Here is a 26,382-nt window from a genome sequence, read left to right on the forward strand (position 1 = left end):
CGAGCCAGCCGGCGATCCACTATTTGCCAGCGCCGAAAATCTCGTTGGTCCACTGGGTGAATTGGGCGGGCGGCCGAACGGGTCGGCCCGTCAAATCGATGAACGCGTGCACGGTGTAGCCGGTGGCGAGAAGTTCTTCGCCGCGGAAGACCTCGTATTCGAGGCGGATGCGCAGCAGGGGCTTTTCGCGCAGGGTGACGACAAGCGTGACGGTGTCGTCGTAAACGGCCGGGCGGAGATAGCGCGCGTTGACTTCGAGCACGGGGAGGCGGAAGCCGTCTTGTTCGAGCTGCCGGTAGGGCATCCCGTGTTCTTTCAAAAGGTGCGTGCGCGCCACTTCGAACCACGGGAGATAGTTGGCGTGATAGACGACGCCCATCATATCCGTCTCGGCGTAACGAACAGTTACCTGGGTGCGCGCTTGGATCATGAGAGGTCGTTGAAAAGCAACTCGGCGGAGCGCCGCCAGGTATTTCGATGGGCCCAGCCGCGGCCCGCGGCGGCGAACTGCGCGCGCAATCCTTCGTCGTCGATCAAACGGGCGAACGCGGCGGTCAACGAAAGCGAGTCGCCCGGGCGCACGAGAAAGCCGGTGACATCGGGCACGACCGCTTCGGGCACGCCGCCGATGGCATGTCCGACGATCGGGAGGCCATGGCCTGCCGCTTCCAAGTAGACGAGGCCGAAGCCCTCGACGCTGTCGCCATGATCGACGCTGGTCAGCGCGAAGATGTCGGCCTGTCGATAGAGGTTTTCGAGTTCGGCGTCCGGCACGCTGCCGAAAAAGCGCACGGTGAGGCCGCTTTGGGCGGCTTCGGCGCGCAGCAGGTTTTCATAACCGCGCTTACTTTGACCGCCGACGATCCAGTATTCCAAGCGGGCCCGGGTGGCGGGCGGCAGGGCGGCGAGGGCGCGCAGGGTGAGCAATTGCCCTTTTCGCGGATGCAGGCGGCCGACCGTGAGCACCACGATATGACCGGATTCCCGCGCCGTCGGCACCGCGGCCGTGCGTTCGCTCGCCGACCGCAGGGCGCCCGGCGTGAGGCACGTTTTGTGGGCGGCTTCAGGGAAGCGCGACACGAGCAACTCGCGGGTGTATCGGGAAAGCGTGCTGACGCGATCCGCCTGACGAATCAACCGCCGGGTGAGCCAGCGCGTGATGGGTTTACGATGAAACTGCAGGATCTCGGAGCCGTGAAACGTCAACACGAGCCGATGAGGGCGGATGCCGCCGAAGAATTGCAGCGCCATCATGGCGAGCATCGGACCGGGCTCCGGGAGGAAGAGGATGCCGCGGCGCAGGCGCCTGCGGTGCCAGACCAGTTCCCATGCCAGGCGCGCCTGGCAGACAAAGTCTTGCGAACCTTTAAGGGACAATCGCCGCACGGGGAAAGGCCAGACCGGTTCACGTTCCGCGGGCGCCGCTTGCGCCCACACTTCAACGGAGCGCCCGGAGTCGGCTGCCGCGCGCGCCATTTCTTCCGCGAACGTGGCGATGCCGCCGCGCACGGGATGGAATTCGTGCGTGAGGAGGAAGATGGGCGGAAGCGCGTCGACAGGCATACACGGACGGCGTCCTCTGGCGGATGGCGGACGCGACGAATCGGCGTTTGTGGGCGGTTAACCGGTTGGGGGCAAGCGCGACCCGCATCGATGGACTGGTGGGGAACTTCGTTCGCGGCGGTGGGACGAACCGGCGGAGTTTGAAATAGGGTTTGAAAGGTAGCCGTGCGACATACAAACAGACGCGAATGGGAGATGTAGTCCAACCTATCACGGGCAGCAACAAGCCGTTCCCGACGCCTTTGGCGCCGCTGACGGCGGACGACGAAGCCGTGTTGCGGGAATCGCTGAAGCGGTGCTCACCGTCGGCGGTGGAAGCGGCAGTGCAGTTTCGTAAGACCGGTAATGCGGATCATCTTCCGAGTGTCATCATCGGTGTGATCGAACGCTTCGTGGAGCCGGACCTGCGGGCGAAACTCAAAACGCCGGACGATGACTTGCGGCTGATCGAGGACTTGGGGATCGATTCGCTGACGATGATGGAAATCGTTATCCTGGTGGAAGAAGTGCTTCATACGACGATCAACAACGATGAGTTGCGGAATCTGCGCACGGTGGGAGACGTGAAGACGTTCATCGACTGCAAGGTGAGGGGACTGCCGATGCCGAAGCCCACGAAATTTTTACCGATCGAGCACATCGGCGCTGTGATGCCGATTCAGCCACCCTTCCTGTTTTTGAACGAAGCGTCGGTCAGTTCGGTGGCGGCAAACGCCAAATATAAGATCACCGGCCAGGAGTTTTTTCTGCAGGGGCATTTCAAGGACAACCCGGTGATGCCGGCGTCGATCATGCTGGAAGCGCTGGGCCAGCTCGCGGTGCTGTATTTGCTCGAAGGCCATGTGCCCGAGCCGAACAAAGTCGTCAGTTCGGCGATGATCTTTTTCACCGGCTGCGAAGGCGTGCGGGCTCACCGGGTCTGTCGTCCGGGAGACCTTCTATCGCTGTCGGTGAAGCCGAAACGCATGAAGCTGCCTCTCGCGACGTTCGAGGGCGCGGTCCGAGTGGGAGCGGAAAAAGCGATCATCGCGGAGGAAATCACGCTCACATTTGGTTATGTGGATGCACCGGCTCAACCGGTGGTGCCGCCCGCGGCGGAGCCGACGGCGGCGGCAGGAACTGTGGAGCCCCCGGCGGAAATGCCGACGGCCCCCCAAAAAGTGGCGGCGAGCGCGTGAGGGGCGCCGATGCGGGTCTCAGGTTGACCGGCGCGCAGCGGTGGCTTTGATTGGCGGTTTCGGGTGCGCGTCGCACCCGCTTTTGTATGGCTAGAGCCTTCGTCACCGGCCTCGGATTCATCACCAGCATCGGCAACGACCGCGACACGGTGTCGCGGCATTTGCGCGAGTTGCAGCATGGATTCGAACGTTACGCGCCGTTCGAGAAGGACGGGATTGGCTGCAAGATTGTGGGCACGATCAAGGGTTTCACGACGGATTCCCCCGATCCGGAGGACTGGACGTGGCCGGAGCGCTACAAGATCAAACGTGAAACGTTGCGCTCAATGGCGCCGCACGGGCTGTATGCGCATTGCGCGATGGTGCAGGCGATCGAGGACGCGAAACTGGAGGAGGCGGACATCGCCAACGCGAAGACCGGGCTGTATGCGTCGTCGGGCGGATCCCCGTTTCTCACGCACTACCACCACGAACGCCTGCTCAAGCACGGCGTCATGCGTTGCTCGCCGATGGGCATCGTGTCGTCGATCGTCGGCACGCTGAATTTCAACTTGGTGGCGGCGTTCAAGATTCGCGGAGCATCGTGCGGATTTTCGTCGGCATGTGCGTCGTCCGCGCACGGTTTGGGTTTTGCGTATGATGAGATCGCGCTGGGGCGCCAGCAGCGGATGTTCGTGGTGGGCGCAGAAGACGGAAACACCGACGCCATTCTGCCGTTTGCGGGGATGCGCACGCTGTCGTTGCAAACGGATCCGGCGTTGGCGTCGCGGCCGTTCGATGCGGCGCGCGATGGATTTGTCGGCACCGGTGGAGCGACGGTTCTGGTGTTGGAAAGCGAAGCCGAAGTGGCCCGCCGCGGGGTGACGCCTTACTGCGAACTGCTCGGTTGGGGGCAGGCTTCGGATGGCTACAACGTTGCGATTTCCCATCCCGATGGCGCGGGCATCGAAGCGGCGATGCGCCAGGCTTTGCAGGCGGCAGGCGTGGCACCGGAGAGTGTCGATTACGTCAACGCGCATGCGACTTCGACTTTGATTGGCGATATCTCGGAGGCGCGGGCGTTGAAGGCGGTATTTACGAAAGGAGGAGCGAAGGGGCCGGCAATCAGCAGCACGAAGGCGTTGACCGGCCACGGATTGTCGCTCGCGGGCGCGATGGAAACCGGTTTCACGGCGCTGGCGTTGCGCGAAGGTTTTATGCCGGGTTCGGCGCACATCAGTCATCTGGATCCCGAATGCGAGGGACTCGCGATTTTGCGCGCGACGGAAATCCGGGTGCCACAGGTGGCGGTTAAAAACAGCAGCGGTTTCGGCGGAGCCAACGTCGCCCTGGTGTTGAGGCGAGCGGGATAATCCTGTGGCGAAGCAACTCGCGACTCTCTACCGCACCGCCTTTGTCACCGGTGCGAGCACAGGTTTGGGACGGGCGTTTGCGGATATGCTGCTGGCGGAAGGGGTGCGCGTGTGGGGCACGGCCCGGGCGGCGGAACGCTTGGCCCCCCTCGTCGGTGAGCGGTTCACGCCGGTCGTGCTTGATCTCAAAGATCGGGAGGGTGCGCTGGCGGCGTTTCGCGCGGCGGAGCGGGCAGCGGAGGGATTTGATCTCGTGATCAACAACGCCGGTTACGGGGCGTTTGCGGAATTCACCGCGGTGGATTTCGGCGTGTGGGAAGAGCAGTTGCGCGTGATGCTCGTCAACACCGCGGCGTTGGCGCACGCGGCGCTGCCGCCGATGATCGCGCGCGGCCGGGGAGCGCTGGTGAACATTTCGTCGCTCGCGGCCGAATTTCCGCTCCCGTTTCAGAGCGCTTACAACATCGCGAAGGCGGGGCTGAGCGCGCTGAACGAGAGCCTGATGCTCGAGTTGGCGCCGACAGGAGTCGTGGTGCTCGACGTGCGCCCGGGCGATTATCGCACGGATTTCGAGGGCTCGGTGCGGCGGCCGCAAAGTGAATTCACGCCGCGGATGGAACGGGCGTGGCGCGCGTTCGAGGCGTTGATGAGCAGCGGGCCGGGGCCGGCGCATGCCGCGGCGTCGTTGCGCCGCGCGTTGTGGCGGCGGCGCAGCGGGACGGTGCGAACGGGACGGTTCTCGCAAGCGGTGTTGGCGCCTTTTCTTGCACGGTTTGGTTCGCTGGCGCTCAAACGGCGGCTGCAAGCGCGCTACTTTAACGTCCGCTAACGATGGCCCGCCTGCGCATCCTCGTTCTCACGTCAAGCACCGGCGGCGGTCATGACGCGCGGGCGGAGGCGTTTGCCGAGTGGTGTTTTCAACTTTACCGGCACGAGATCGATGTGCGCATCGAGCAGATGCTGGAGAAGTCGTCGGTCGTGAATCGCGCCGGCGTGAATTTCTACAACTGGATCCAGCAAAAGTCGCCGTGGGTGCACAAGGCGTTCTACACGGTCGTGGAAGGGCTGAGTTTCCTCAACAGTCGGAAGGTGACGTTTGGGCGCGGCTATTACGTGAAGGTGCTGCGGGAGTTTAAACCGCATCTGGTGTTGAGTGTGCACGATTGCCTGAATCGCGGGTATTTTCAGGAGGCGCGGGCGGTGTTGGGGCCGGCGCGGGTGCGGTGCGCGACGTATTGCGGCGAATTTTCGGGCGGCTGGGGTTACTCGCGCAACTGGGTCGAGCCTTCGGTGGACCTTTACATTTCGCGGACGGCGGCGGCGCGCGATTTCGCGGTGAAGATCGGCATGCCCGCGGCACGCACGGTGGTGCGCGGCTCGTTGCGGCTGCCGTCGTCGCACCTGGATCTCATCGCGCCGGAGGAACGCGGTCCGCAGCGAGCCAGGCAGCTCGGATTGCGGCCGGATTTATTCACGGTGTTTCTCGCGACGGGCGGCAATGGTGCGAACAACCACTTCGACCTGTTGCCGGTGCTGGAGCGCCGGAGCGACCGTTGCCAGGCGATCGTCATTTGCGGCAAAAACAAGGAGGTGTTCAACCGCGTGATCCAGTGGCGGGCGAACCACCCGGACTTTAACTGCCACGTCGAAGGCTACTCGGAGCAGGTGCCGCGTTTGATGCAGTTGAGCGACCTGATCGTGACGCGGGGCGGCACGACCACGTGCGCCAAAGCGCTGCATCTGGGGTGTCCGATCGTGTTCAACGCCTTTGGCGGCATCATGCCGCAGGAGCGGCTCACGTGGAAATATTTCAACAAGGGTGCCGGCTGTGTGAAGATCGAAAGCGCCGCGGACTTCGAGGTGCTGATGGACCGCTGGCTCGATGCTCCCGCGAGTTACGAGGAGGCGCGGGATGCATTTCAACGTCTGCGCTATCACGAGGATCCGACCGTCGTGATCGACGAGTTGGTGGAACTGGCGCGCGAAGCGGCGGGCGTAGGGCCACTGCGCCGCTGGGCCTTTCCGCCGCCGCCGGAGGAACGCTGAGCGCGGCTCAGGCGCGCTCGCGCACGTAGAGCGGAATGCCGCCTTCGTGGCGACCGTCCACGGCGAGATCGACGGAATACTCCCCGACTTTTTCGAGCTTCAAGCCGCCGATGTTGACGACCACTTGGATCGTCCCGCTGTGCACGTCGGGCGCAAACGTCACGGTGATCGGCATATCGATCGCCGGGATGACAGGGTGGCCGTCCGCATCCGACACGGAAAGGCGCAGGCGCTTCTGACCTTCTTCGATTTTTTCGAAGCGGAACTTCACCGCGACCGAACAATGCGGAAGCACCGCCGGCGTCTGCTTCGTCCACATCGTGTCGAAGATGCCGATGACGCTGAGTTTTCCGGCATAGTCGGCAGCGAAGTCACAGAGGGCGAACAGTTCGATTTTCATGTGCGTTCGTCTTCCCGCATTTTAGGGGACGCCGCAACACCTTCCGCGCAATGGCGGACGAAAAGGCCTCAATGGCAATCAACGTGGCGTTCGGTATAGCCGACCGAGATCGCCATGTGGCGCGCAGGATCTTCCAGCCGGAGGGCAATGCCGCCCGCGCGTTCGGAAAAACCACGTCCGCCGCCGACTTCGAGAAACACTGCGCCATGCAGCTCCCGCGCGGGCAGCTTTTCACTCACGCCTGAAGTCGAAGCGCGCGGCAATGAGTCGGTCAGCCGCGGAGTGGCGGCGGGAGCGGACTCGTGCATCGCGATCAAGGCGTCGAGGTTGACCAACTGCCCCGCGGTCAGGTGACCGAGCCCGGCGTGGCGGTATTCGTCAGCGGAGAGGCGTTGCGAAAACGTGGCGGCCGTGGCGCGTTGCGCGTCGGGTGCAGCCGAGTCGCGGCGCACGAGCGCGTCGAGGATGGCAACTTCGTCGGAATCGAGATGCGGGAGGCCGGCGGAGGTCCGGCTCTCGACCGACAGGCTCTGTGAAAACCGGCGCGAGGGGTCGCTCTGCCCCCAAGCCGTGGCGGCGAGCGCGACACCGAGCAATCCGAGCACGATGGAATTCACGGAGTGAGAAGACGCCCGCGCTCATCCCGCGGTTCCATGATTCGCGCGCCCGTCACTCCTTCGGAATTTCGTTGTCGGTTTTGAGGACAATGACCGGGGTTTTGGTCTTCACCCACAGGTCGGCTTCCTTGAAGAACTTGGCCGGCACATTCTCGAGTGCTTCACCGACGGTTTTGGCGGGATAGAGGCGCCCTTTTTTCGAGGCGTTGTAATCGTAGGTCGCGCGGAGGAAGCGATCGGCGGTGGTGGCGGGACTTTCGGTTTCCGGGATCTGCAAGACCCAGCCGGCGAAGTCTTCTTTCGGGAAACGGCCTTCGGGGTCGGAAATAAGAATGACAAACTGCTTTTTGACCGCGGGCGGCTTCTCCTCGTCGCCGGGCTCGGGCTGGACCGCGAGGTTTATGTCTTCGATAACGCGACGCAGCAGCGAGGGATCGAGCTGATTCTTTTTGAGGATTTCCGCGACTTTGCTGACATCGATTTTCGGCATGGAGAAAAAGCGAGGCTTGGCGCACGAATCGAAGCGAACAATCACTAAAATGGCGCGCGAATGAACGAAGAATATTTCGACGTAGTGGATGAGTCTGACCGGCCGCTTCGTCGGGCGACGCGCCGTGAAGTGCATGCGCAGGGTTGGCGGCACCGGGCGGTGCATGTGCTGGCGTTTAACGAGCGGGGCGAGGTTTTCCTGCAGAAACGTTCGCAGCGGAAAGACGTGTCGCCGGGACTGTGGACGGTTTCGTGTTCCGGGCACGTGGACGCCGGCGAGGATTACGACACCGCCGTCTGCCGGGAGCTGGGCGAGGAGCTCGGCTGGCACGTTGTCTCAGCGCCGCCCAAGTGGCTGCGGATGGAACCGCGGCTCGCCACGGGCTGGGAGTTTTCGTGGATTTACCGGCTGCGGGCCGATGGGCCGTTCACGTTGAACGAGAACGAAATCGACCGCGGCGAATGGCTGACGAGGGAAGAGATCTCGCGGCGAGTGGTGAGTCGGGCGGGGGAATTTTGTCCCGGCTTTCGCTGGCTTTGGGCGCTGGTCGCCCCGCGTTGGGATTAGAGAATGGGCGAGGGCCGGCAACGACGGCCGGAGATGTGGCCGGAGCCGGTGTTCTCGCTCAACCGTTTGATTTCTTCGAACTGCTTTTTGCTGATGAGGCGGCGCGGGACGCGTTTGTTCGCTTCGTAAACGAGGCGTTCGCGGTCGGCGTCATCCGGCACATGAGGTTCCCACGAGGAGTGGTGGCCTTGATGCTTCGTCCATTCGATGTTGCCGCCATGGACGACAGCGTGGACCTGATATTTGCCGGTCTCGGGATCCTTGTTCCACCAGCCAAACTCGATGCTCATGCGCGGGACTGTCGCGGCCGTTCAGTGGCGCGCGAGCGAAAAGCGTTGTTGCACCGGGCCGACGTGGAATTCGCCGCGACGGCGTTCGATGCGGCGCCAGGCGATTTCGTCGGTGCCGAGGTCGACCGCCCATGTGCGCGACCCCAGGCAAAACGAGCCGGTGTTGATGATCATGACGCCGTTGGTGCGCGTCCAGACGCCGGGCCGGTGCGTGTGCCCGATGACGATGCATTGGGTGTTGGGCCGATAGCGCCGCACAAAGAGTTCGGCTCGACGCGGCACTTCCTGCCAGGCGCGCAGAACGCGCAGGACGCGGGTGGGCGGCCACGCGGTGTCGCGGACGAGATGTTGAAAGTAACGGATGCTGCGCCGTTCCGACTGGTGGCGCTGGGGGATTGCCGCCGCGGCAACGCGCAGGGCGGCGAGGCGTTCTTCGAGGGAGGCGCGTTCGCCGGCTTCGATTTTACCGTATTGCTCCGCGAGCAGACGGGCAGCGAGCTTGGCGTCGCGGCCCCAGGGCACGATCTCGTCCCAGAGGATGTCGCCGTGCGTCGCAAAGACCGCGCCATCACCCAGGTCGACCGAGTGGACGGTGGAAAAATCCGGATCGTGATTGCCGGTGACCATGTCGACGGCGGGGACGTGGGCGGGGAAAAACGCGCGAATTTCCGCGGCGAGGGTCGCGGTTCGCTCCGGCGTCGCGGAGGCGCGGGTGTCGAGCGAATCGCCGTTGAGCACCAAGCGGTCGACGTCCTCAAACAGCGGACGGAGCATGGCCAGAGATGCGACGCGGCTGGCGCGATCGCCGTAGTGAAGGTCGGAAATTATCCGAGTAACCTGGGCCATCCTACGAAGATTGGCCGCGAGAGACTTTGTTCAATCGAAATGACCGGCACGTCGGGCCCGCTGGGTCGAGAGATCCGGAAGAGTGGCGGAGCTGGCCGCCGGGCGCGTTCACTGATCGTCGTGCGCGCCGGACGCAGCGCGACCCATGCCGGGGAAGCCGCTCATGTCGAATTTACGAAAATCCGCGGGCGGTTCGAATGCCGAATCGGGGATGATGCCTTTTTTCACTTCCGTCACTTCGAGGCGAAACGGCGACTTGCCGGATTCGCTGACGACACGAAGGGGAAAGAAGTTTTTGCCGGTCAACGCCTGTTCCCAAGGGGCACTGGCGGCGCGGCGTCCGCCCATCGGGTTGCCAACCGCACCGAGGCCCATGAACGTGCCGAGTTCATCCGTCGCCCAGACATCGGTTTTCGTATCCTTCGAAGTGACGACGTATTTGGTGCAGTTGTAGCCGAGGATTTTCTGCGTTTCGCTGGTCTTTTCGATTTTGACGTCATCGGAATCGTGCCCGGAGGCGGCCGCGGCGTTGCGCATGGGCATGACCATATACATGTGCTGGGCCGGCATGAGCATGATCATTTGGTCATGGTCCCGATCGAGAATCGCGCTGGCGTTGTGACCTTGGCCCAGTTCGACATCGGTGCGGACGCGCGAGCCTTTCATTTCGTAAGTGATCGGGTGGGTCGTGCCGCCGTTGGTCATGGTCATCTTAACGGTGCCTTCGAAACTCGCCGCATGTGCGACGAGGAGGGACAACAAGAAACCCAGGGGGAGGAGTAGGAATTTCATGGGGAATAGGGGTAGGGAAAGAAATGCGGCGTGCAGTTTCAGCGCTTGCCAGTGACCAGCCGAGCTTTGAATTGTCCGGCATGGCTCTTTTTGGTTCCCGTGCGACGTTGCGCGATCAGACGGCCGATCGGCCGGAGGCTTTTGCGGCGGCGTTTTCGTATTTGGAAGAGGTCTTCCGTCCGGGTTCTCCGGCGGCGGCCCGGCTGGCGGCGCTTGCCGCCGGGGAGACCAAGCGCGTGGAGCTATCCGACGGGGCGTTTGCGCTGGAGCAGGCGTATTGGACGAAGGCGCGTGAAGATGGTTTTTTCGAGTCGCACCGCCGTTATATTGACGTGCAGGTCGTGGTGGCGGGCCATGAGGCCATGGAGGTCGTCGATCTCAGCCGTGTGGAGCAGACGGCGCCTTACGATGCGGAGCGGGATTTCATCAAGCACGGGGAGCAAGTGCAGGCCTCGCGTCTGATGTTGGGCGAGGGGGAGGCGGCGGTGTTTTTTCCTGCGGACGTGCACATGCCATCGCTGCGGAGCGGCGCGGATCCGCAGCTCGTGCGGAAGTCGGTGGTGAAGGTGCCGGTCATCGCATGAGCAGTCGGGGGCGGTCCGGCACGCGATGAATTACCGGCACCATTTTCACGCCGGCAATTTTGCCGACGTCATGAAACATGCGTTGCTCGTGGCGTTGGTGCGCGGGCTGCAGCGCAAGGAGCGCGGGTTTCTGTATCTCGATACGCATGCCGGCCGCGGCGGATACGATTTGAGCGTGGCGGCGCAGGGAGACTCACTGGTGCGAACGCCGGAGTGGCCGGAGGGCGTGGGGCGGCTGTGGGCTGCGTCTGATTTGCCGGCTGAATTGCGCGACTACATCGACAGCGTGCGGCAGTTTGACCGGCGAGCGGGTAATATTGAGGAAACGGCGCGGTTTTATCCGGGTTCGCCGTGGATCGTGCGTTCGTTGGTGCGGCCGCAGGATCGCATGGTGTTGTACGAGCAACAGCCGGCGGAATGCGCCGCGCTGCGGGCGGAGTTCGCGGGTGACCCGCAAGTGAAGGTGCAGGAAGCGGATGGCTACGGTGCACCGCGCGCGTGGCTGCCGCCCGCGGAACGCCGCGCGCTGGTGCTCATCGACCCGCCGTTTGAGGCGCAGGGGGAGTATGGTCGCATGACGACCGCCGTGAGCGAGGGCTTGGAGCGGCTGCCGGCGGGCGTGTTTGCGCTGTGGTATCCGTTGACGGAACGCGCGCGAGTGGACGCGTTTTTCGCGTCGTTGCGAGAAATGGTGTTGCCGCCCACGCTCGCGCTGGAACTCGTCGTCGACCCGGACGCGCCGAAGATGAAGGGGTGCGGCTTGGTCGTGATCAACCCGCCATGGCAGTTCGAGCGCACGACGCGGCCCACGTTAGCTACATTGGCCGCGTTGTTAGGGCGCAGTCATCGAGCGACAGCCGAGACGATCTGGCTGGTGCGCGAGACGTGAGATCCACTCGCGAGGACGCGAGGCCCAGCCACGGCCCACTGCGGACCGACTGAGACACGGCAGCGAGTGCGCGCGTTCAGGCGGGCTGCGTCACCCGGATAGCGGTGAACGGAAGCGGCTCAAGGCGAGGCCGAGGATTGGGGATCTCAGGAGCCTTGAAAAGCGGGCGTCCCCACAGGATGTCGTGCACGGGCGGCGGCCGGCCGGCGAGGGTCGAAAAGGGCAGAGGACGCGGAAGGGTTTTGAGGGTGGTGCTCATGGTAGTCAGGTCAGGTGGTTGGTGGGATACGGTGAGAGGTGCGTTGGAGCCGGGGCGTGAAATAAAAGTTCCCGCAGCCGAGCCAGACGGAGAGAGTTTTTTGATGAGTTGAACGCGGTTTACTACTGGTGGCAGGCCGCAGCGTCGCCACGCAGTGATCTGCGCAGCACGCGGAAGGTCACGGCGGGCGGCCGGCCGAGCCGGAGTCAGGCAACGGCGGGCCAACGGCCGTGCGCGGGTTCGAGCTTGGGCACGGTGAGGGTGAGGAGACCGTGCGCGATTTCAGCGCGGAGGTTGTCCACGTCGAAGTCGTGCCCAAGCCGCAAGCGCAACTGGTAATCGCGCTGCGCGGTCTCGAGGTGCAGCGCCTGCCAGTTGACGCGCACGTAGTGGGCTTTCCGCGCCGTGACCGTGAGGTCGGCGCCGCGCCATTCGATATCCACGCCGCCCGCTTCCACGCCGGGCACGTAGATCACGAGTTTAAGGGCGTCCGGCTGCTCGCGGCAGTCGTAATTCGGCTTGCGGAAAACAGAAGAGGGGGAAGCAGCCGAGCGCGAACGAGCAACTGACCTGAGGGGGGCGACAATGGAGTGCATGGAGGAAATAGAAAATGAGGTTTCAGCCTCGGGGTTGGAACCGCCGGGCTTCAGAGGGGCTAAACGTTGTCCGTCTTGCGGAGGTTTAGGCCTGAGAGCCCGAGCCGGATTGGGATTTATTCCAATTTTGGGCGACCGTATGCATCTGGGCGCGGCAAAGAACGACGGCCTTCGTGAACGAAGTGCCGGCGCGAGCGCGGAGATGTTTATACGAAACGGTCATTGGAACGAGGTCACCATGCAGTCTGCAGTTCGCATGCCAAGTTTTTATTTGCGTTGGCGCGTGAAGATTGCGTGACGCGCGCCGGGGCCGAGGCATCGTGACGTGGATGCAGCGCTGCCTCGCGTGGTTGACCAACGCATTCCCCTTTTGGGTCCTCGGCGGCGGCGTGGCGGCGCTCTTTGTGCCCGCGTGGTTCACGTGGTTTAGCGGGCCGTGGATCGTGTGGGGGCTCGCTCTCGTGATGCTCGGCATGGGACTCACATTGACGATCGATGACTTCCGCCGGGTGTTCACCATGCCGCGCCCGGTGGTGCTGGGCTTCGCCGCGCAGTATACGATTATGCCGCTGCTGGGCTGGGGCATCGCACGAATGCTGCATCTTGAAACGCCGTTCGCCGTGGGGTTGATTCTCGTCTCGTGCTGCCCGGGAGGCACGGCGTCGAACGTCGTCACCTTTCTCGCGAAGGCGGATGTGGCGTTGTCAGTCGTAATGACCATGTGCTCGACGTTTGCCGCGGTCTTCATGACGCCGCTGCTGACGCAGTGGCTCGCAGGCACGATGGTGCGCGTGGATGGCTGGGGGCTTTTTGCGAGCACCGCGAAAGTGGTGCTCGCGCCGGTGTTACTGGGCGTGGCGTTGAATCGCGTCGCGCCCCGGGCGGTGGGGCGCTTGCTGCCGGCGGCGCCGCTCATGTCGGTGCTCGGCGTGACGCTGATCGTGGCAAGTATCATCGGGCAGAGCGGCGAGGCGATTCGAGCGAGCGCGGGGGTGCTGCTCTTGGCGGTGCTGCTGCTGCACGTGGGCGGATTCGCGTTGGGTTATCTGTCCGCGCGAGTCTTCGGATATCCGCCGCGCATCGCTCGAACGGTGTCGATCGAGGTCGGGATGCAGAATTCCGGACTCGGCGTGGTGCTGGCGCGACGGCATTTCATCGATCCGCTGACGGCGGTGCCGTGCGCGATTTCCAGCGTCTTCCATTCGGTGATCGGCAGCGCGCTCGCGGGTTGGTGGCGCTGGCGCGATCGTGGGAAGTGATTGCCGCGCGGGGTGGCGCAGGCATCGTGGGCGCATGAGCGAAATCAACGACGCAACGATGACTGTGGCCGCGCTCAAGGCGCAGGTGCAGGCGTTCGCCCGCGCGCGGGACTGGGAACAGTTTCACGCGCCGAAAAACCTGAGCATGGCGCTCGCGGCCGAGGCCGGCGAGTTGATGGAGCATTTTCTTTGGAGCACGCCGGCGGAATCGCATGCGGCGGCGCAACTCCCGGCGAAACGCGCGGAGATCGCTGCGGAATTGGCGGACATCGTGATTTACGCGATCGAATTTGCGAACATCACCCAACTCGATCTGGCGTCGGCAATCACGACCAAGCTCGCGGCCAACGAGAAGAAATACCCGGTGGAGAAGGCGCGTGGAAATTCGGCGAAGTATACGGAGCTCTAAGGCGCGCGACCTGGCGGGCTTGGCGGGAGACTGATATGGCCGGGACGCCGTGCGCATATACGCAAAACGGGCGGCTCGCGCCGCCCGTTTTCCTCAACAGAGAGCGAGTGATCGCTCAGCCTTTGCCGCCGTAGCTGACGTAGTCGTCGAGATCGAGCAGGTCGGCAAAAGAGCGGATGTCGTCGCGATCGCCCGCGGCGGCTTTGACGGTTTCGGCAATCCATTCGTGTCCACCCACGCCGCCGGGTCCGTGCTGATCGAGCCATTCCGTCCACGCGTGGATTTCGGCTTTGCTGCGCGACGTATGCGCGCGCACCCACGTGAGAATCTCGGTGTCGCTGCCGCCTTTTTTCACCTCGGCGAGCAGGGCTTCGTGGTCGATGCCGGTGAAATCGAAAAAGTTTCGATCGAGCGGGCAGTTGTAGTGGTAGCCGCCGTTTTTGCCGGCGGCGAATGCGCGCGCTTTGTCGAGCAGGCGCGGGAGGTGGCAGAAGCCGCCGAGCCGCGTGCGAACGCTGCGCGGCGGATGCTGAGTGGGGTCAGGCTGAGCGAGGTTGAGCATAAGGGAAAATAGTCAGGTGAGAACCGGCGTGGCAGGCGCAGCCTGAGCGGAAGCGTTTCGTAAACGCAGGTCGTTACACCGGCGAAGGCCGCGGAACATGGCCCTCGAACGCTGCCGACTGCAAGTGCCGGCCGATGTTTATGGCGCAATGGCCTCGGCCCGCAGGTTTCTCACGCGTTCGGCGGTCGAGGGGAGCGTGCTCAAAGAGCTGAAATCGCCACCGCTTTTCGGTCGGTCGTTTTCAAGCCGTTCCGGCATGTTGCCGCGGGGCGAAGGCGCGGGTTCCATGGCTTTACGGGGCGGGGCGGAAGGCTTTCATGACGGTCTCATTCGTTTCGAGGCGGGGGCCGCCGATGAGATCGATGCAGTAGGGAATCGCGGGAAAAACCGCGGCGAGATTTTCGCGAATCGCTTTCGGCCGGCCGGGGAGGTTGACGATCAGCGTGCGGCCGCGAAGGCCGGCGGTCTGGCGCGAGAGAATGGCGGTCGCCACGTAGCGCAGCGAGGTCGCGCGCATGAGTTCGCCGAAACCGGGCAGCAGCTTTTCGCATACGTCGGTCGTGGCCTCGGGCGTGACGTCGCGCGGCGCGGGTCCGGTGCCGCCGGTCGTGACAACGAGGCAGCAGCCGCTGACGTCGGCCATGCGACGCAGTTGGGCGGCGATGAGGGCGCGGTCATCGGGGACAATTTTATAATCGAGTTCGAAGGGGCTCACGAGCCATTCGCGCAGGAGCGCGACGCAGGCCTGGCCGGGCGTATCTTCATACACTCCCGCACTGGCGCGGTCGGAAACATTGAGCACACCAATCTTCGTCATGCCGGAGCGCCGACTACGAAGGGAAACCGCTGCCGTGACAAGCGCGCGCCGCCGGGGGACGCGGGAAATCGCGGGCGGCTCATAGGAGCGGCTGCGGGGTTTCGAGTTCGACGCCGCAGAGGCGGCGAATATCGCGGGGCGTGCGGCCGGCGGTGCGGAGGGTGCGGAGGCTGAGCGCGTCGTGGCGTTTGGCGAGGCGGACGCCGTTTTCGTCGCGCATCAGATCGCAATGAAAGTAAGCGGGCACGGCGTGGCCGAGCGCGCGCAACACGAGGATTTGGCGGAAAGTGGATTTGATCAGGTCGCCGCCGCGGACGACTTCGGTGATGCCCATCGCGGCGTCATCGACGGCGCAAGCGAGTTGGTAGCTGGGCACGTCGTCTTTTCGCCACACGAGAAAGTCGCCGAAGTCGCGGCCGGCGACGGCGGATTGCGGGCCGGCGTGGCCGTCTTGGAACGTGATGGTTTCGCCATCGGGGACGCGGAGTCGCCAGTTGACCGTGACAGGATCGCCGAGCGGCGGGAGGGGCGCATCGGGCGGCGGGCGGAAGGCGGCCGGATAAACGGGCTCATCGTCGGCGCCGCCTTCATGGGGGGCAGCGGCGGCGGCGAGCACATCGCGGCGGGAATGGGTGCAGGGGAAAATGAGGCGCGCGGCGTGGAGTTGTGCGAGCGCCGCGCGATAGAGCGGGCGACGTTGGCTTTGGTTGTAAGGTGCGCTGGGTCCGCCGACGTCGGGCCCTTCGCTCCACGCCAGGCCGAGCCAGCGCAGGTCCTCGATCATGGCGGCGACGAAATCCATGTGGTAACGCGTGGAGTCGAGGTCGTCGTTGCGCAGGAGGAGCCGGCCATCGGCAGCTTGGGCGCGCGCGGCGGCGAGGAGGAACGTGCGGGCGTGCCCGAGGTGCAGATGGCCGGTGGGAGAGGGGGCGAGGCGGCCGCGGTAGGTGGGAGGCGGAGGGAGCACGGCGGAAGCGGAAAGCGCAGCGGGCGGGGGAAAGAGGCGCGAGAAATTTGTGTGGATAACTCCGGATTAGTCGTTTGTCAGAGACCATGCCGAAATTGCTCTGCGTTTACTGTGCGTCGAGTCGCAGCCTGGATCCGAAATATCACGCGGCGGCGGCGGCGCTCGGGCGTGAGATGGTGTCGCGGGGTTACGGTTTGGTTTACGGTGGCGGCCATGCGGGGCTGATGGGCTCGGTGGCGCGGGCGGTGAAAGAGGCGGGCGGCCAGGTGGTGGGTGTGATCCCGGAGTTCATGAAGACGCGCGAGCTGGCGTTTGTGGAGGCCGATGAATTGGTGACGGTGAAAACGATGCGCGAACGGAAGCAGCTCATGGAGGATCGTGCGGTGGCGTTCATCACGTTGCCGGGCGGGATCGGCACCGTGGAGGAATTCATGGAGATCATCACGCTGCGCTACATCAACCAGCTCGCGAAGCCGGTGATTCTCGTGAATCAGGATGGTTACTACGACGATCTGCTGCGGTTTTTCGAACGGATGACGGCGGAGAAATTCAAATCGCCCGGGCTGCTGCAACTGTTCGACGTGGCGCCGACGGTCGAGGCGGTCTGGCCGTTGCTCGAAGCGGCGCGGCCGTTCACGGCGGACGAACTCTGGCGCTGAGACGATGCATCGGAACGCTGTGCTCGCGTTGCTGCGGCGTCACGCTCAATGCCACCTCGATCCGCACGAGGCCGCGATGACGGCGGAGACGATGCGCTTCGTGGAGGCCCACGAGGATTGCTTGCTGCGCACGTGCGCGCCGGGACATCTGACGGGGTCGGCGTGGATCGTGAGTCCGGATCGTCGGCAGACGTTGCTGACGCATCACCGCAAACTCGACAAGTGGCTCCAGCTCGGCGGGCACGCGGATGGCGAGGGCGACTTGCTGGCGGTGGCGCAGCGCGAGGCCGGGGAAGAGAGCGGATTGACGCGCGTAGTTCCGGTGAGCGCGGAGTTATTCGACGTGGACCGGCACTGGATCCCGCCGCGCAAGGACGAGGCGGGGCATTATCACTTCGACTTGCGATTCATGTTCGAAGCGGATCCTGCGGCGCCGATCGCGATCAGCTCGGAGTCGAAGGATCTGGCGTGGATCGAGGTGGCGCGCGTGACGGCGTTGAACCCGGAAGAGTCGATGGCGCGCATGGTGCGGAAAACGGTGTGACCGCGACCGGAGCGCGCGGAATGAAGGCACCCCGCCGACACCGGAGCCGGCGCTACTTCCCTTCCAGGGGACGCGACGAGTAGGAAGGCAGGCTGATGAGCAGGCTCGTCATGCCGCCGTCGACGACGTAGTTCGACCCGGTGACGTAGCTGGCGTCATCGCTCGCGAGAAATGCGGCGACTTGGGCGACCTCGGCGGCGGTGCCCACACGGCCCATGGGGATGTTGCTTTTCCAGTAGTCGAGGGTGGCTTGCTCGTTCTCGGCGGCGGCGAGAACGTCGTCCCAGATCTTTGTCGCGATGAGGCCGGGGCTGACGGCGTTGACGCGGATGTGGCGGGCGGCGAATTCGACGGCGAGAGCCTTGGTGAATCCAACGACGCCCCATTTGGCGGCGTCGTAGGCGGAGGCGGTGGCGACGCTGGCGATCGAGTGGACGCTGGCGATGTTGACGATCGAACCGCCGCCTTGCGCGAGCATGGGCGGCACCACGAGGCGCGCGCAGAGAAAGGTGCCGCGCAGATCGACGTTCATCACCCGGTCCCAGTCTGCGGCGGTGGTTTGCTCGAAGGCCTTGGAGAAATTAACGCCGGCGTTGTTCACCAATACATCGATGCGGCCGTAGGTCTGCAGGGTGAAATCGACGAGGGCCTGCACCTCCGCTTCGACCGAGATATCGCAACGCCGAAAAACGGCGCGGCCGCCTTGTGCGACGACGGCATCGACAACGGGCTGGCCTTCGTCGGCGAATCGGCTGGCCGCGACGACCGTCGCGCCTTCGCGGGCGAAGAGTTCGGTGATCGCGCGGCCGATGCCGGCGCCGCTGCCGGTGACGATCGCGACTTTGTTGGTCAAGCGCATGAGGCGGGGAGTGTGGGAAGACCGCCGCGCGATTCCAGCGCGAACAATAGTGGCCGACGGCGGACGTTATTCGTGACTGCCTGGCCAGCCGTCGGTGAAGGGCGGACTAAACGGTTTATTTTTTCGGCGGCGCGGGAATCGCGACGAACAGTTGAGCGTCCTTGGCGGAAAGGAAACGTTGGGCGAGGGCGTTGACGTCGGCGCGGGGCATTTCGCGATAATCGGCTTCGCGGGTGAGCGGCCAATCGAGATGCGAGGGCATTTCCTGCGCGACGGCGGCGACGTAGTAGAGCCAGTAGTCGTTCGTGCGGAGGCGCGACTCGTTTTCGGCGATGCGGGGTTGAAGTGCGGCCTGAAACTCCTCGTCGGTGGCCCCGCGGGCGGCGAGTTCGCCGCCGAGACGTGCGATGTCTTTGGAAATGGCGGACGCCAGCGCCGGGTCGGCGGAGAGCGTGAGAATGAGGTAGCCGTCGTCGCGGTCGGTGCTGCCGTTCCACACTTCGGCGGAGGGATCGTAGGTGGCGCCGCGTTTCTCGCGAATTTCGCGGCGCACGAGATCACCGACGACGGAGCCGAGGATTTCGAGTTGGCGGCGCGTGTGAATATCGCTGCACCCGCGGACCGGCCACTGCGCGCGCACGATCGCGCGAGGGATCGCCGTATCCGAATAAGTCTGCCAGCGTCCGGGCTTGGTGCTGAAAGTGACGGGTTGGTAGGTGCCGCGGGCGAGGGGATTTCGCACGGGGCGGGCGGGCAAAGTGCCAAGAGTGCGTGCGGCCTGCTTGATCGTCTGCTCGACATCGAAATCTCCCGTCAACCCGATTTCGACCGGACCGTTGCTCAGCGCAGGTTCGAGCCAGCCGAGCAACTGTTCAAACGTCCGGTTCATGGTATCCGAATACGGCGGCAAGGCGAGGCGGGAGTCATCGGCGCTGATGACGCGCAGCGCGGAGGCGGAAAGGGATTGGGCGGGATCGTGGAGACTGTTGGAATAGTAGGACGCGACTTGGCGTTGGGCTGAAACGAAGTCGGACGGGCGCCACGCGACGTCGCGCAGATAGGCGGCGAGCAGGGTGAGTTCGTCGTTGATGCCCACGGTATCGGAACCGCCCGTGAACGTGAAGGCGTCTTCTTCGGCGGCGAACACGAGATTCGAATTGTGGGCGGCGAGATAGCGGCGCAATTCCTCGCCGTTGTGCTGGCCCACGCCCGCCTCATTGACATAGGCGGCCGCGATGAGGCCGAGTCCAGGATAGTGCTTCGGTTGGGAGAGCATGCCCCAGCCGACGCGGGCGCGCAGATAGACGAGATTTTCGCGGAAGGACGTGCGTTTGAGGTTTAACCGGACGCCGTTCGCAAACTCGACGAGCTCGAGATTGAGGTCGGCGTTGTGCCGCCGCGATGTGATGGCGCCGGGCTGTGCGGCGGGGCGGTAGAGGAGATGGCGCAAGACTCCGGAGCGCGGTGTCTCAAGTGGTTCGTGCACGCCCTCGGCAAACGCATCGGAGAGCGCGGCGTCGGCGTCGGGCAGCGAGAACGAGCCCACGACGAACAGCCGCGGGGCGCGAGGCCAGAGCGCGAGAAACGCGGCGTGCGCGGCCGGGGGATCGAACGAGGAGAGGAGGGGTTGCGCTTGCTCCCAGCGCTGCGCCCACGAGGAATACACGCGGTGCTGGACGACGCTGAGGGCGATTTCATCGGCGATCTCGCGCGAGACGGGCGTCGCGGTGATGGCGTATTGAAAATGCCGCCGGACGTAGGCGACGGTGTCGTCGATTTCGTCGGTGGTGAAACCGCGATCGTAAGCCTGCCGCCATTGGTGGCCGAGAGCGCCGATGGCAGCGCGCGCGGCGCCGAGCGAGGAATCGATGCGCAAGGCCGTTTCAGTGTAGAGCGGATCGTTGTGCGAAGAGACCGCGCTGGCGGAGCCGAAGTCCTGCGAGTGGTCGCGGCGCAATTGGTTCATCCGCTCATTGAGCATGGTCATCACGAGTTCACGGCGAAACTGCTCGTCGCGTTCAGCGCGCGTTTCCGGCAATTGCCGGCCGGGCGTGACCGACGAGAGCTCGACGCTCGCCGCGCCCGATTCCGTCGCGACATAAAGTTTCGTCGCGAGTTTTTCGGGATTTGCGGCGCGGCCGAAATCGGGACCGGGCGGCAAGGGCGCGGTGGGCGCAGCGAGGTCGTCGAAGTGTTTGTGGACGAGATGTTCAAGGTCATCGGCCGGGGCGTCGCCCACGAGGACGACCACGATGTTATCGGCGCGATACCACGTTTGGTAGAATTCACGCAGTTGTTCGGCGGTGGCCTGCTGGACGACGCCTTCATCGCCGATCGGATTGCGGCGGGGGATGAGCGTGTCGGGATGCAAAAACTCGGTGCGCGCATCGTAAGCGCGGCTTTGCCAGACATCCCGCGCGCGGCGCTCGCTTTGCACGACGCCGCGCTCACGATCGACTTCGCTGGGAGCGAACGTCACGCCGTCGGCGAAATCGCGCAGCACCGACATCGCTTCCGTCAGCCGGCCGGGTTCTTTGGACGGCGCGTCGAGCATGTAAACGGTGTGCGCTTGAAACGTGAAGGCGCTGAGGTCGGCGCCGAAGGCGAAGCCGTGCCGCTGGAGCAGATCGACGAGCGTGCCCGGCGGAAAGTGGCGGCTGCCGGCAAATGCCATGTGTTCGACGAAATGGGCGAGGCCGCGTTGGTCGTCGCGCTCATGCATCGAACCGGCGAGGACGAGGAGCCGCAGGGCGACGCGGCCGCGGGGCTCGGCGTTGGACCGCACCGCGAAGCGCACGCCGTTGGCGAGCGCGCCGAAACGGGTGGCCGGGTCGGGCGCCAGATCGCTCTCCGCCTGCGGCCACGCCGGCGCGGCGGCGGTGTAAGCGCAAACGAGGAGAGTGAAAACAGGGGCGAGAAGAAACCGGAACCGCACGCGTCTACGATTTGGGCGCGGGCGTGACTGTCACGCGGAAAACATCGAGGGAGAATTCGATCGGGAGAGGCTGAAGTCGTGCAGGACGAGACCAGTGGAAGGAGGTAGGTGGATTTACAAGTAATGGCCCGATTCCGTGTGGGTACCTGCGATTCGAATCGCAATGTTTGGTAGGATTGCCGCGGGTTTACGCTGGCGATGTGGCCAAACGAAGGACTGGCCGTGCTTTGGCTAGTTTCATGTTTGAAGGCCGATGGACTTGCGGGTGGAGTCAGGCATGGTCCGAACGATGCGATTCGAAAACGCTGACGCATGGCATCACGCGCGGGAACTCCGTGGCGATTTGTTTGGCAGCGAGGAAGCGCGGGTCGTCGTTGTTCGGAGGTGGTTTGAAAGTGCGGAGAAGCCGGTTGGCAAAGTCATCCCACGGGGATCGCCGCCTCTTTCTCAGGTGTTCCTGGGGGCTTACAAAACGAGTCCGGCTCCCGTTGAACCTGTACCGGCACTCTTGTTCAATCCGCGGAGTCAAGATTCAAGACCTGCGGTCTTTGGTCGGATTTCAAAACCGCGCGTGTTGCGTTTGACAAGTGGGGGAAGACATAGGGTCAGGCCGTTGTTCGCTGCTGGCCGAGGTTTTGCCGACAAAGGTAGCTGCGGAGACTCGCGGCCGCGCCCAGTTTCAGCCGGTTGGCGAGCCAGGGAAATGAGGCGCCACTACGGCGCCGCACGTCAGCCGCGAGCTCAAGTTTCCAAGGCTGCTTCATCGGGGCCGTGTCGAGGTCGGTTTCGGTGCGATTCAAAGAGCGCAGAGTCCCGGCGAGCGCGTGCTCCCAGCGGCTTTGCCGGAAATCGCGCACCTCACTTGCTTCAAAGCCGGCCATCAGATCGAGCTGGCTCTGCTCTTTGGCCAAGGCCTGTTTCCAACCAAGGGTGCCGATGGCCCACCCGCGCGACAAGCCTTTCAGACCGCGTGCCTCCCAGCTCGCCTCGTCGCTCCCGATTTCGACGAGGTAGCGCTCGTAAGCTTGGCGTCCGCGTTCGTCGTCTGCGAACCGTCCCCCGGCCTGCCAGCCGTGATCGTCCGTCCAGCCGTCGCCTCGCAGAATGCCGGCCAGACTGGTCCACCGATAATGACGGATCTGTTCGGGCGGCACGATTTTCGCGCGCACGGGATTCAGGTGAATGTAATCGACCACTCGTGCGAGCGCGGCGGCATCTTCGATCAGCAATGATTGATAACGCCCCTGAAACAGATGGCCGCGCTCCTGCCGAAAACGGTTGAACCGAGTCGCCCAGGTCGTCTGGAGCCAATGCATGCCTTCGACCAAGTTCGGCTCGGGGGTCTCAATCGCGAGATGATAGTGATTGCGCATGAGCGCATAGGCGTGGATGCGCCAGCCCATCAAACCGCGTACCTCCTGCACGGTGTCGAGAAAGGCGCGAGCCTCGCTGGGTGAGAGGAACAGATCGCGGCGGTAATTGCCGCGATTGATCACATGGTAAATCGCACCGGGGAATTGAATCCGGAGCTTGCGCGCCATGACGCAGAACAGTGCAGGTGGGGATGAACAAGGCGACCTAAAAACAGCGAACAACGGCCTGACCCCGTCGCTATCCCCGCCTGACCCCGTCGCTATCCCCGTCGCTATCGCCTTCACGACGCAGCTTGACGGCGAGCATTATGAGGCGGTCCCGAACCATCAGCCGATCAAGATCGGCACGCGCTCCTCGATCCTAAAAAGCATCCCTGCGCATCACACGTTGAGCGTGGAAGAGTTGGTCCGGAAACTCGGACTATAAGCGCGGTCCTTTGGCGGTGTTGTGCTCAAGGAGCGGGGGCGTTGGGCGTCGTCCGCAGTCAGAACGGAGCGCTGCGCTCCTCACCTTCGTCCTTTCGCTGCGCTCGGACGTCTCCACGGATGCCGCTGGCATCGCTCCCCGGCGCTGTGCGCAGAAGAGGCCGGCCGGTCAGGGCTGCGGTTTCTGGGCTGGAATCACTGTCACGCGATAAACGTTCTCCGGCGCGAGGTATTGGCGGGCGAGGGCGTCGATGTCGGTTTTGCTGATCGACTCGACATCCGTCTGACGCGAGCGGGCCCAGTCGAGGACTTCCGGTTTCTCTTGCGCGCGGCTGAGCACGGCGGCGAGCCAGTAGCGGTTGCTGCGCACGCTTTCGCGCAGGCTCGTCAGCAGGGGGAGTTTGGCGCGTTTCAATTCGTCGTCGGTCGCACCGTGCGCCTGCAAATCGGCGGCTTGCGCGATCATCGCAGCGCGCAGTTCGGAGGCTTGGGCGGGGTCGACGACGGAGCTGGCGTTGATCATGCCGTAGCCGGGAAACGCATCGCTCGCCATGCTGCCGACGTCGGGGCTGTAGGTGCCGCCGAGTTTTTCGCGCACGGTCACACGCAGGCGGTCGCCCAGGATGTCGGCGAGAACGTTCAGGCGACGGGTGCGGCTGACGTCGTTGGCATCGGTCGTCGGCCAGAAGAGCGCGACGAGGCCTTTGGGGATTTCGGAGCTGATGGTGTAATCGCGTTCGTGCGAGCCGGTGGGAAAATGCACCTCGTGCGCAGCGGGCAGGGCGGGTTTCGGTTCGCGCGGTGGCAGGGCGCCGAGCGTGCGGGCGACGTCGGCGATGGAGGCGTCGACATCGAGGTCGCCAACGATCGCGAGTTCGATCGCGCCGTGCTGAAGCTGCGGGGCGAGCCACGCTTTCACCTCGGCGAGGTTGCGTTGCATCATCTGGTCCTGCGGCGGCAGGCCGAAGCGCGGGTCGTCGTTGGCGAGCCAGTGCGGGACGTCGGTCGCGAGCGGGCCTTCGGGCGTGTGCGCGATGCTGGCGTAGAGTTGCGTGATGCCTTCGCGCGCCTGGCGCAGCGCTTCGGGCCGGTAGCCGGGATCGACGAGGTGGGCAGTGAGCAATTGCAGTTCGAGCAGGAGATCTTCGGGCGTTGTGGCGCCGCCGAAATTCAGATGATCGGGCGCGGCGGCGAAGGAGACGCCGACGTTTTTGCCGGCGAGCAAGCGATGCAGATCGTCGACGCTGTGGCGGCCGAGGCCACCGGCGATGAACGTGCCGCCGGCGAGCGCGGCGAGGCCGCGTTGGTCGCGGGGCTCGGTCAACTGGCCGACGCCGACGCGGGCGTTGAGCCGGATCACGTGCGCTTCGAAGGGCGTGCGTTTCAGATTGAGACGGACGCCGTTTTTGAACTGCACGAGCGTGATCCCGAGATCGGCGACTTCGCGGCGGCTCGCCACCGCGCCGGCGGGACCAAAATCGGTGTAGGCAAACTGGCCGACGGATTCCTCGGCGGGTGCGGCGACGGCGACGGACTGGGCGTGTCGATACGCGGTCGCGATCGCGGCGGCGGCGTCGCCGGGGATTTTCGCGTTACCGCCGACGATGAGGGAGCGGCCAGGCGCGGCCCATGCCTGGCGGAGCGCGGCGAGACAGTCGGCGGGCGTGACGCGCGCGAGGGTGGGGACGAAGAGATCGCGCTCGGTCGCGGGCGTGGTGAAGACGTTGCGATCGAGAATGGCGGCGCCGATTTCCTCGGCGAGGGCGTCGGAATGGCGCGTGGGCGCGGCGTCGGCGGCCTGCTCGAGGGCGGTGCGATAGTTGGCGGTGGCCTCGGCGAGTTCGGCGGCGGTGAAGCCGTGCTCGAGCGCGCCGCGCAAGGCTTGTTCGCCAGCGGCGAGCGCGGGACTCCATTGGTCAGGGCGACAGATGAGCGAGAGGCTCGCTTCGCGCACGAAGTCGAAGCTCTCGTCGATGCCGATGCTGGCGGAGGAGAAGGGCGCGTGCTCCTGTTTGGCGAGGATGGCGAGGCGGCGGTTGAGCATCGCGACGGCGAGCTGGCGCGGGAGATATTTGAGGCGGTTGGCGGCGGTGTCGGCTTCGTAGGCGTAGGACGAAACGGTGTTGATGGAGACGGTGGTGGCGGGCGCTTCGGCGTCGGCGTGGTAAAACGCGTTGACCTTTTGCGGCGCGGGCACGGTGCCGAGCGAGGGCTTGGGTTCGGCGGGGGCGCGGGCGGTCAAGGAACCGAACGCGGCGCGCACGGCGGTCTCGACGGCGGCGGGGTCGATGTCGCCGACCACGACGAGCGCCATCAATTCGGGGCGATACCACGTGTTGTAAAAGGCTTCGAAGAGCGGGCGGTCGGCGTGTTCGATGACGTTGGGCAGGCCGATGGGGAGACGCGCGGGAATGCGCGTGCCGCCGAGGAGAAAATCGAGTTCGGCGGTGAATTCACGGTAACCGACGTCGTCGCGGGCGCGTTTTTCGGCGAGAATGATGCCGCGCTCTTTTTCGATTTGATCGGGACGCAGGAGAAGACCGCCGGCAAAATCAGAGAAGACGCGGAGGCCCTCGGTGATCGTCGCCGCGTGAGTGTTGGGCAGTTCGATTTGATAGATCGTGCGGTCGAAAGAGGTGCTGGCGTTGGTGTCGCCGCCGAAGCTCATGCCGAGGCGTTGAAAGAATTCGACGAGGGTGCCGGGCGGATAATGGGTGCTGCCGTTGAACGCCATGTGCTCGAGGAAGTGGGCGAGGCCGCGCTGGTTGTCGTGTTCTTCGAAGGAGCCGGCGTGGACGAAGAGGCGGAGCGATACGCGGCCTTTCGGCTCGGCGTTGGCGCGGATGGCGTAGCGAAAGCCGTTGTCGAGCTGGCCGTAGTGGACGGCGGGATCGGGCGGCAAATCGCTCTGCGCGACGGCTGGGGCGGGCAATGCCTTAGTGGTGGGCGGCGCAGCGAAGGGCGTGAGGGCGGCGCCGAGGAAGAGCGCGACGGCCAGAAACAAGTGGGACAAGCGCGGCGATTTCTGCATGGTGGAAAAGTGGGGCCGGTCGCTTGGGTCGTCAAAGACGCAACGGCGGGCGCAACCGGTTCGACCGGGGCG

The 26,382-nt window shown here is 64.5% G+C and carries 28 protein-coding genes; 12 read left to right on the forward strand and 16 right to left on the reverse strand.

The annotated features are described in order from the left end of the window. Positions 1 to 19: 19 nt before the first annotated feature. Both K0B96_RS04800 and K0B96_RS04805 read right to left on the reverse strand, forming a co-directional pair. On the reverse strand, positions 20 to 430 hold the full coding sequence (locus tag K0B96_RS04800) for an acyl-CoA thioesterase (RefSeq protein ID WP_220164417.1): 411 nt from the start codon (positions 428 to 430) through the stop codon (positions 20 to 22). Continuing rightward, complete coding sequence (locus K0B96_RS04805) at positions 427 to 1,563, reverse strand: glycosyltransferase family 4 protein (protein ID WP_220164419.1); 1,137 nt, start codon at positions 1,561 to 1,563, stop codon at positions 427 to 429. The genes K0B96_RS04800 and K0B96_RS04805 overlap by 4 nt, the downstream gene beginning before the upstream one ends. A gap of 188 nt (positions 1,564 to 1,751) precedes the next feature. Here K0B96_RS04805 and K0B96_RS17335 point away from each other — a divergent pair, with 188 nt between their 5' ends. The 4 genes from K0B96_RS17335 (at position 1,752) to K0B96_RS04830 (ending at position 6,139) form a co-directional block, all read left to right on the forward strand. Further along, positions 1,752 to 2,741 (forward strand): ApeI family dehydratase, encoded by a 990-nt coding sequence (locus K0B96_RS17335; protein WP_255558848.1) that lies wholly within the window; start codon positions 1,752 to 1,754, stop codon positions 2,739 to 2,741. Positions 2,742 to 2,827: 86 nt separating this feature from the next. After that, positions 2,828 to 4,093 (forward strand): beta-ketoacyl-[acyl-carrier-protein] synthase family protein, encoded by a 1,266-nt coding sequence (locus K0B96_RS04820; protein ID WP_220164420.1) that lies wholly within the window; start codon positions 2,828 to 2,830, stop codon positions 4,091 to 4,093. Between the two features lie 4 nt (positions 4,094 to 4,097). Then, complete coding sequence (locus tag K0B96_RS04825) at positions 4,098 to 4,922, forward strand: SDR family NAD(P)-dependent oxidoreductase (RefSeq protein WP_220164422.1); 825 nt, start codon at positions 4,098 to 4,100, stop codon at positions 4,920 to 4,922. Between the two features lie 2 nt (positions 4,923 to 4,924). Next, entirely contained in the window at positions 4,925 to 6,139 is a 1,215-nt protein-coding gene (locus tag K0B96_RS04830) for a glycosyltransferase (RefSeq protein WP_220164424.1), read from the forward strand. 7 nt (positions 6,140 to 6,146) lie between these two features. Here the strand turns inward: K0B96_RS04830 and K0B96_RS04835 are convergent, their stop codons facing one another. From K0B96_RS04835 to K0B96_RS04845, 3 genes are all read right to left on the reverse strand, one after another. Next, positions 6,147 to 6,539 carry a DUF6941 family protein gene (locus K0B96_RS04835; protein WP_220164426.1) on the reverse strand — a complete coding sequence of 131 codons (393 nt, stop codon included), beginning with the start codon at positions 6,537 to 6,539 and terminating at the stop codon, positions 6,147 to 6,149. Between the two features lie 68 nt (positions 6,540 to 6,607). Beyond that, positions 6,608 to 7,156: a hypothetical protein gene (locus tag K0B96_RS04840; RefSeq protein WP_220164428.1), complete on the reverse strand. Its 549-nt coding sequence runs from the start codon at positions 7,154 to 7,156 to the stop codon at positions 6,608 to 6,610. A gap of 52 nt (positions 7,157 to 7,208) precedes the next feature. Next, entirely contained in the window at positions 7,209 to 7,646 is a 438-nt protein-coding gene (locus K0B96_RS04845; RefSeq protein ID WP_220164430.1) for a hypothetical protein, read from the reverse strand. A gap of 60 nt (positions 7,647 to 7,706) precedes the next feature. On the opposite strand from K0B96_RS04845, the gene K0B96_RS04850 reads away from it, so the two are divergent. Further along, positions 7,707 to 8,213, forward strand: coding sequence for an NUDIX hydrolase (locus K0B96_RS04850; protein ID WP_220164432.1), 507 nt, complete (start codon positions 7,707 to 7,709; stop codon positions 8,211 to 8,213). Here K0B96_RS04850 and K0B96_RS04855 read toward each other — a convergent pair. The 3 genes from K0B96_RS04855 to K0B96_RS04865 all read right to left on the reverse strand — a co-directional run bounded on the left by K0B96_RS04855 (position 8,210) and on the right by K0B96_RS04865 (position 10,141). Continuing rightward, a complete protein-coding gene (locus tag K0B96_RS04855; protein WP_220164434.1) occupies positions 8,210 to 8,503 on the reverse strand; it encodes a hypothetical protein in 294 nt (97 codons plus the stop codon). The genes K0B96_RS04850 and K0B96_RS04855 overlap by 4 nt on opposite strands. A 21-nt stretch (positions 8,504 to 8,524) precedes the next feature. Next, the gene (locus tag K0B96_RS04860; protein WP_220164436.1) at positions 8,525 to 9,349 is read right to left on the reverse strand and encodes a metallophosphoesterase; all 825 of its coding nucleotides are present in this window, start codon (positions 9,347 to 9,349) and stop codon (positions 8,525 to 8,527) included. Between the two features lie 108 nt (positions 9,350 to 9,457). Beyond that, the gene (locus K0B96_RS04865) at positions 9,458 to 10,141 is read right to left on the reverse strand and encodes a DUF4412 domain-containing protein (protein WP_220164438.1); all 684 of its coding nucleotides are present in this window, start codon (positions 10,139 to 10,141) and stop codon (positions 9,458 to 9,460) included. Positions 10,142 to 10,221: 80 nt separating this feature from the next. On the opposite strand from K0B96_RS04865, the gene K0B96_RS04870 reads away from it, so the two are divergent. After that, complete coding sequence (locus K0B96_RS04870; RefSeq protein ID WP_220164440.1) at positions 10,222 to 10,725, forward strand: NanQ anomerase/TabA/YiaL family protein; 504 nt, start codon at positions 10,222 to 10,224, stop codon at positions 10,723 to 10,725. A 70-nt stretch (positions 10,726 to 10,795) separates the two neighbouring features. Then, entirely contained in the window at positions 10,796 to 11,614 is an 819-nt protein-coding gene (locus tag K0B96_RS04875) for a 23S rRNA (adenine(2030)-N(6))-methyltransferase RlmJ (RefSeq protein ID WP_255558849.1), read from the forward strand. A 465-nt stretch (positions 11,615 to 12,079) separates the two neighbouring features. On the opposite strand, the gene K0B96_RS04880 is transcribed toward K0B96_RS04875, so the two are convergent. Beyond that, positions 12,080 to 12,469 carry an Hsp20/alpha crystallin family protein gene (locus K0B96_RS04880; protein WP_220164444.1) on the reverse strand — a complete coding sequence of 130 codons (390 nt, stop codon included), beginning with the start codon at positions 12,467 to 12,469 and terminating at the stop codon, positions 12,080 to 12,082. A gap of 329 nt (positions 12,470 to 12,798) precedes the next feature. On the opposite strand from K0B96_RS04880, the gene K0B96_RS04885 reads away from it, so the two are divergent. Both K0B96_RS04885 and K0B96_RS04890 read left to right on the forward strand, forming a co-directional pair. Then, entirely contained in the window at positions 12,799 to 13,728 is a 930-nt protein-coding gene (locus tag K0B96_RS04885) for a bile acid:sodium symporter family protein (RefSeq protein ID WP_220164446.1), read from the forward strand. A 34-nt stretch (positions 13,729 to 13,762) separates the two neighbouring features. Next, positions 13,763 to 14,137 (forward strand): nucleotide pyrophosphohydrolase, encoded by a 375-nt coding sequence (locus K0B96_RS04890; RefSeq protein ID WP_220164448.1) that lies wholly within the window; start codon positions 13,763 to 13,765, stop codon positions 14,135 to 14,137. A 115-nt stretch (positions 14,138 to 14,252) separates the two neighbouring features. Here the strand turns inward: K0B96_RS04890 and K0B96_RS04895 are convergent, their stop codons facing one another. The 3 genes from K0B96_RS04895 to gluQRS form a co-directional block, all read right to left on the reverse strand. After that, the gene (locus K0B96_RS04895) at positions 14,253 to 14,699 is read right to left on the reverse strand and encodes a DUF5069 domain-containing protein (protein WP_220164450.1); all 447 of its coding nucleotides are present in this window, start codon (positions 14,697 to 14,699) and stop codon (positions 14,253 to 14,255) included. A 292-nt stretch (positions 14,700 to 14,991) separates the two neighbouring features. Beyond that, positions 14,992 to 15,516: a molybdopterin adenylyltransferase gene (gene mog / locus K0B96_RS04900; protein ID WP_220164452.1), complete on the reverse strand. Its 525-nt coding sequence runs from the start codon at positions 15,514 to 15,516 to the stop codon at positions 14,992 to 14,994. A 79-nt stretch (positions 15,517 to 15,595) separates the two neighbouring features. Then, positions 15,596 to 16,483: a tRNA glutamyl-Q(34) synthetase GluQRS gene (gene gluQRS / locus K0B96_RS04905; protein ID WP_220164454.1), complete on the reverse strand. Its 888-nt coding sequence runs from the start codon at positions 16,481 to 16,483 to the stop codon at positions 15,596 to 15,598. Between the two features lie 86 nt (positions 16,484 to 16,569). On the opposite strand from gluQRS, the gene K0B96_RS04910 reads away from it, so the two are divergent. Then, positions 16,570 to 17,142 carry an LOG family protein gene (locus K0B96_RS04910; RefSeq protein WP_220164456.1) on the forward strand — a complete coding sequence of 191 codons (573 nt, stop codon included), beginning with the start codon at positions 16,570 to 16,572 and terminating at the stop codon, positions 17,140 to 17,142. A gap of 4 nt (positions 17,143 to 17,146) precedes the next feature. Further along, complete coding sequence (locus tag K0B96_RS04915) at positions 17,147 to 17,686, forward strand: NUDIX hydrolase (protein ID WP_220164458.1); 540 nt, start codon at positions 17,147 to 17,149, stop codon at positions 17,684 to 17,686. 52 nt (positions 17,687 to 17,738) lie between these two features. Here the strand turns inward: K0B96_RS04915 and K0B96_RS04920 are convergent, their stop codons facing one another. The 3 genes from K0B96_RS04920 to K0B96_RS04930 all read right to left on the reverse strand — a co-directional run bounded on the left by K0B96_RS04920 (position 17,739) and on the right by K0B96_RS04930 (position 23,021). Beyond that, positions 17,739 to 18,545: an SDR family NAD(P)-dependent oxidoreductase gene (locus K0B96_RS04920; protein WP_220164460.1), complete on the reverse strand. Its 807-nt coding sequence runs from the start codon at positions 18,543 to 18,545 to the stop codon at positions 17,739 to 17,741. 115 nt (positions 18,546 to 18,660) lie between these two features. Continuing rightward, the gene (locus K0B96_RS04925; RefSeq protein WP_220164462.1) at positions 18,661 to 21,480 is read right to left on the reverse strand and encodes a M16 family metallopeptidase; all 2,820 of its coding nucleotides are present in this window, start codon (positions 21,478 to 21,480) and stop codon (positions 18,661 to 18,663) included. Between the two features lie 605 nt (positions 21,481 to 22,085). After that, a complete protein-coding gene (locus K0B96_RS04930) occupies positions 22,086 to 23,021 on the reverse strand; it encodes a transposase (protein WP_220164464.1) in 936 nt (311 codons plus the stop codon). On the opposite strand from K0B96_RS04930, the gene K0B96_RS04935 reads away from it, so the two are divergent. Continuing rightward, entirely contained in the window at positions 23,020 to 23,280 is a 261-nt protein-coding gene (locus tag K0B96_RS04935; RefSeq protein WP_220164466.1) for a hypothetical protein, read from the forward strand. The genes K0B96_RS04930 and K0B96_RS04935 overlap by 2 nt on opposite strands. Before the next feature lie 168 nt (positions 23,281 to 23,448). Here K0B96_RS04935 and K0B96_RS04940 read toward each other — a convergent pair whose 3' ends face one another. After that, entirely contained in the window at positions 23,449 to 26,310 is a 2,862-nt protein-coding gene (locus K0B96_RS04940; RefSeq protein ID WP_220164475.1) for a M16 family metallopeptidase, read from the reverse strand. Positions 26,311 to 26,382: the final 72 nt, after the last annotated feature.

The organism is Horticoccus luteus, from assembly GCF_019464535.1.
Classification (GTDB): Bacteria; Verrucomicrobiota; Verrucomicrobiia; order Opitutales; family Opitutaceae; genus Horticoccus; species Horticoccus luteus.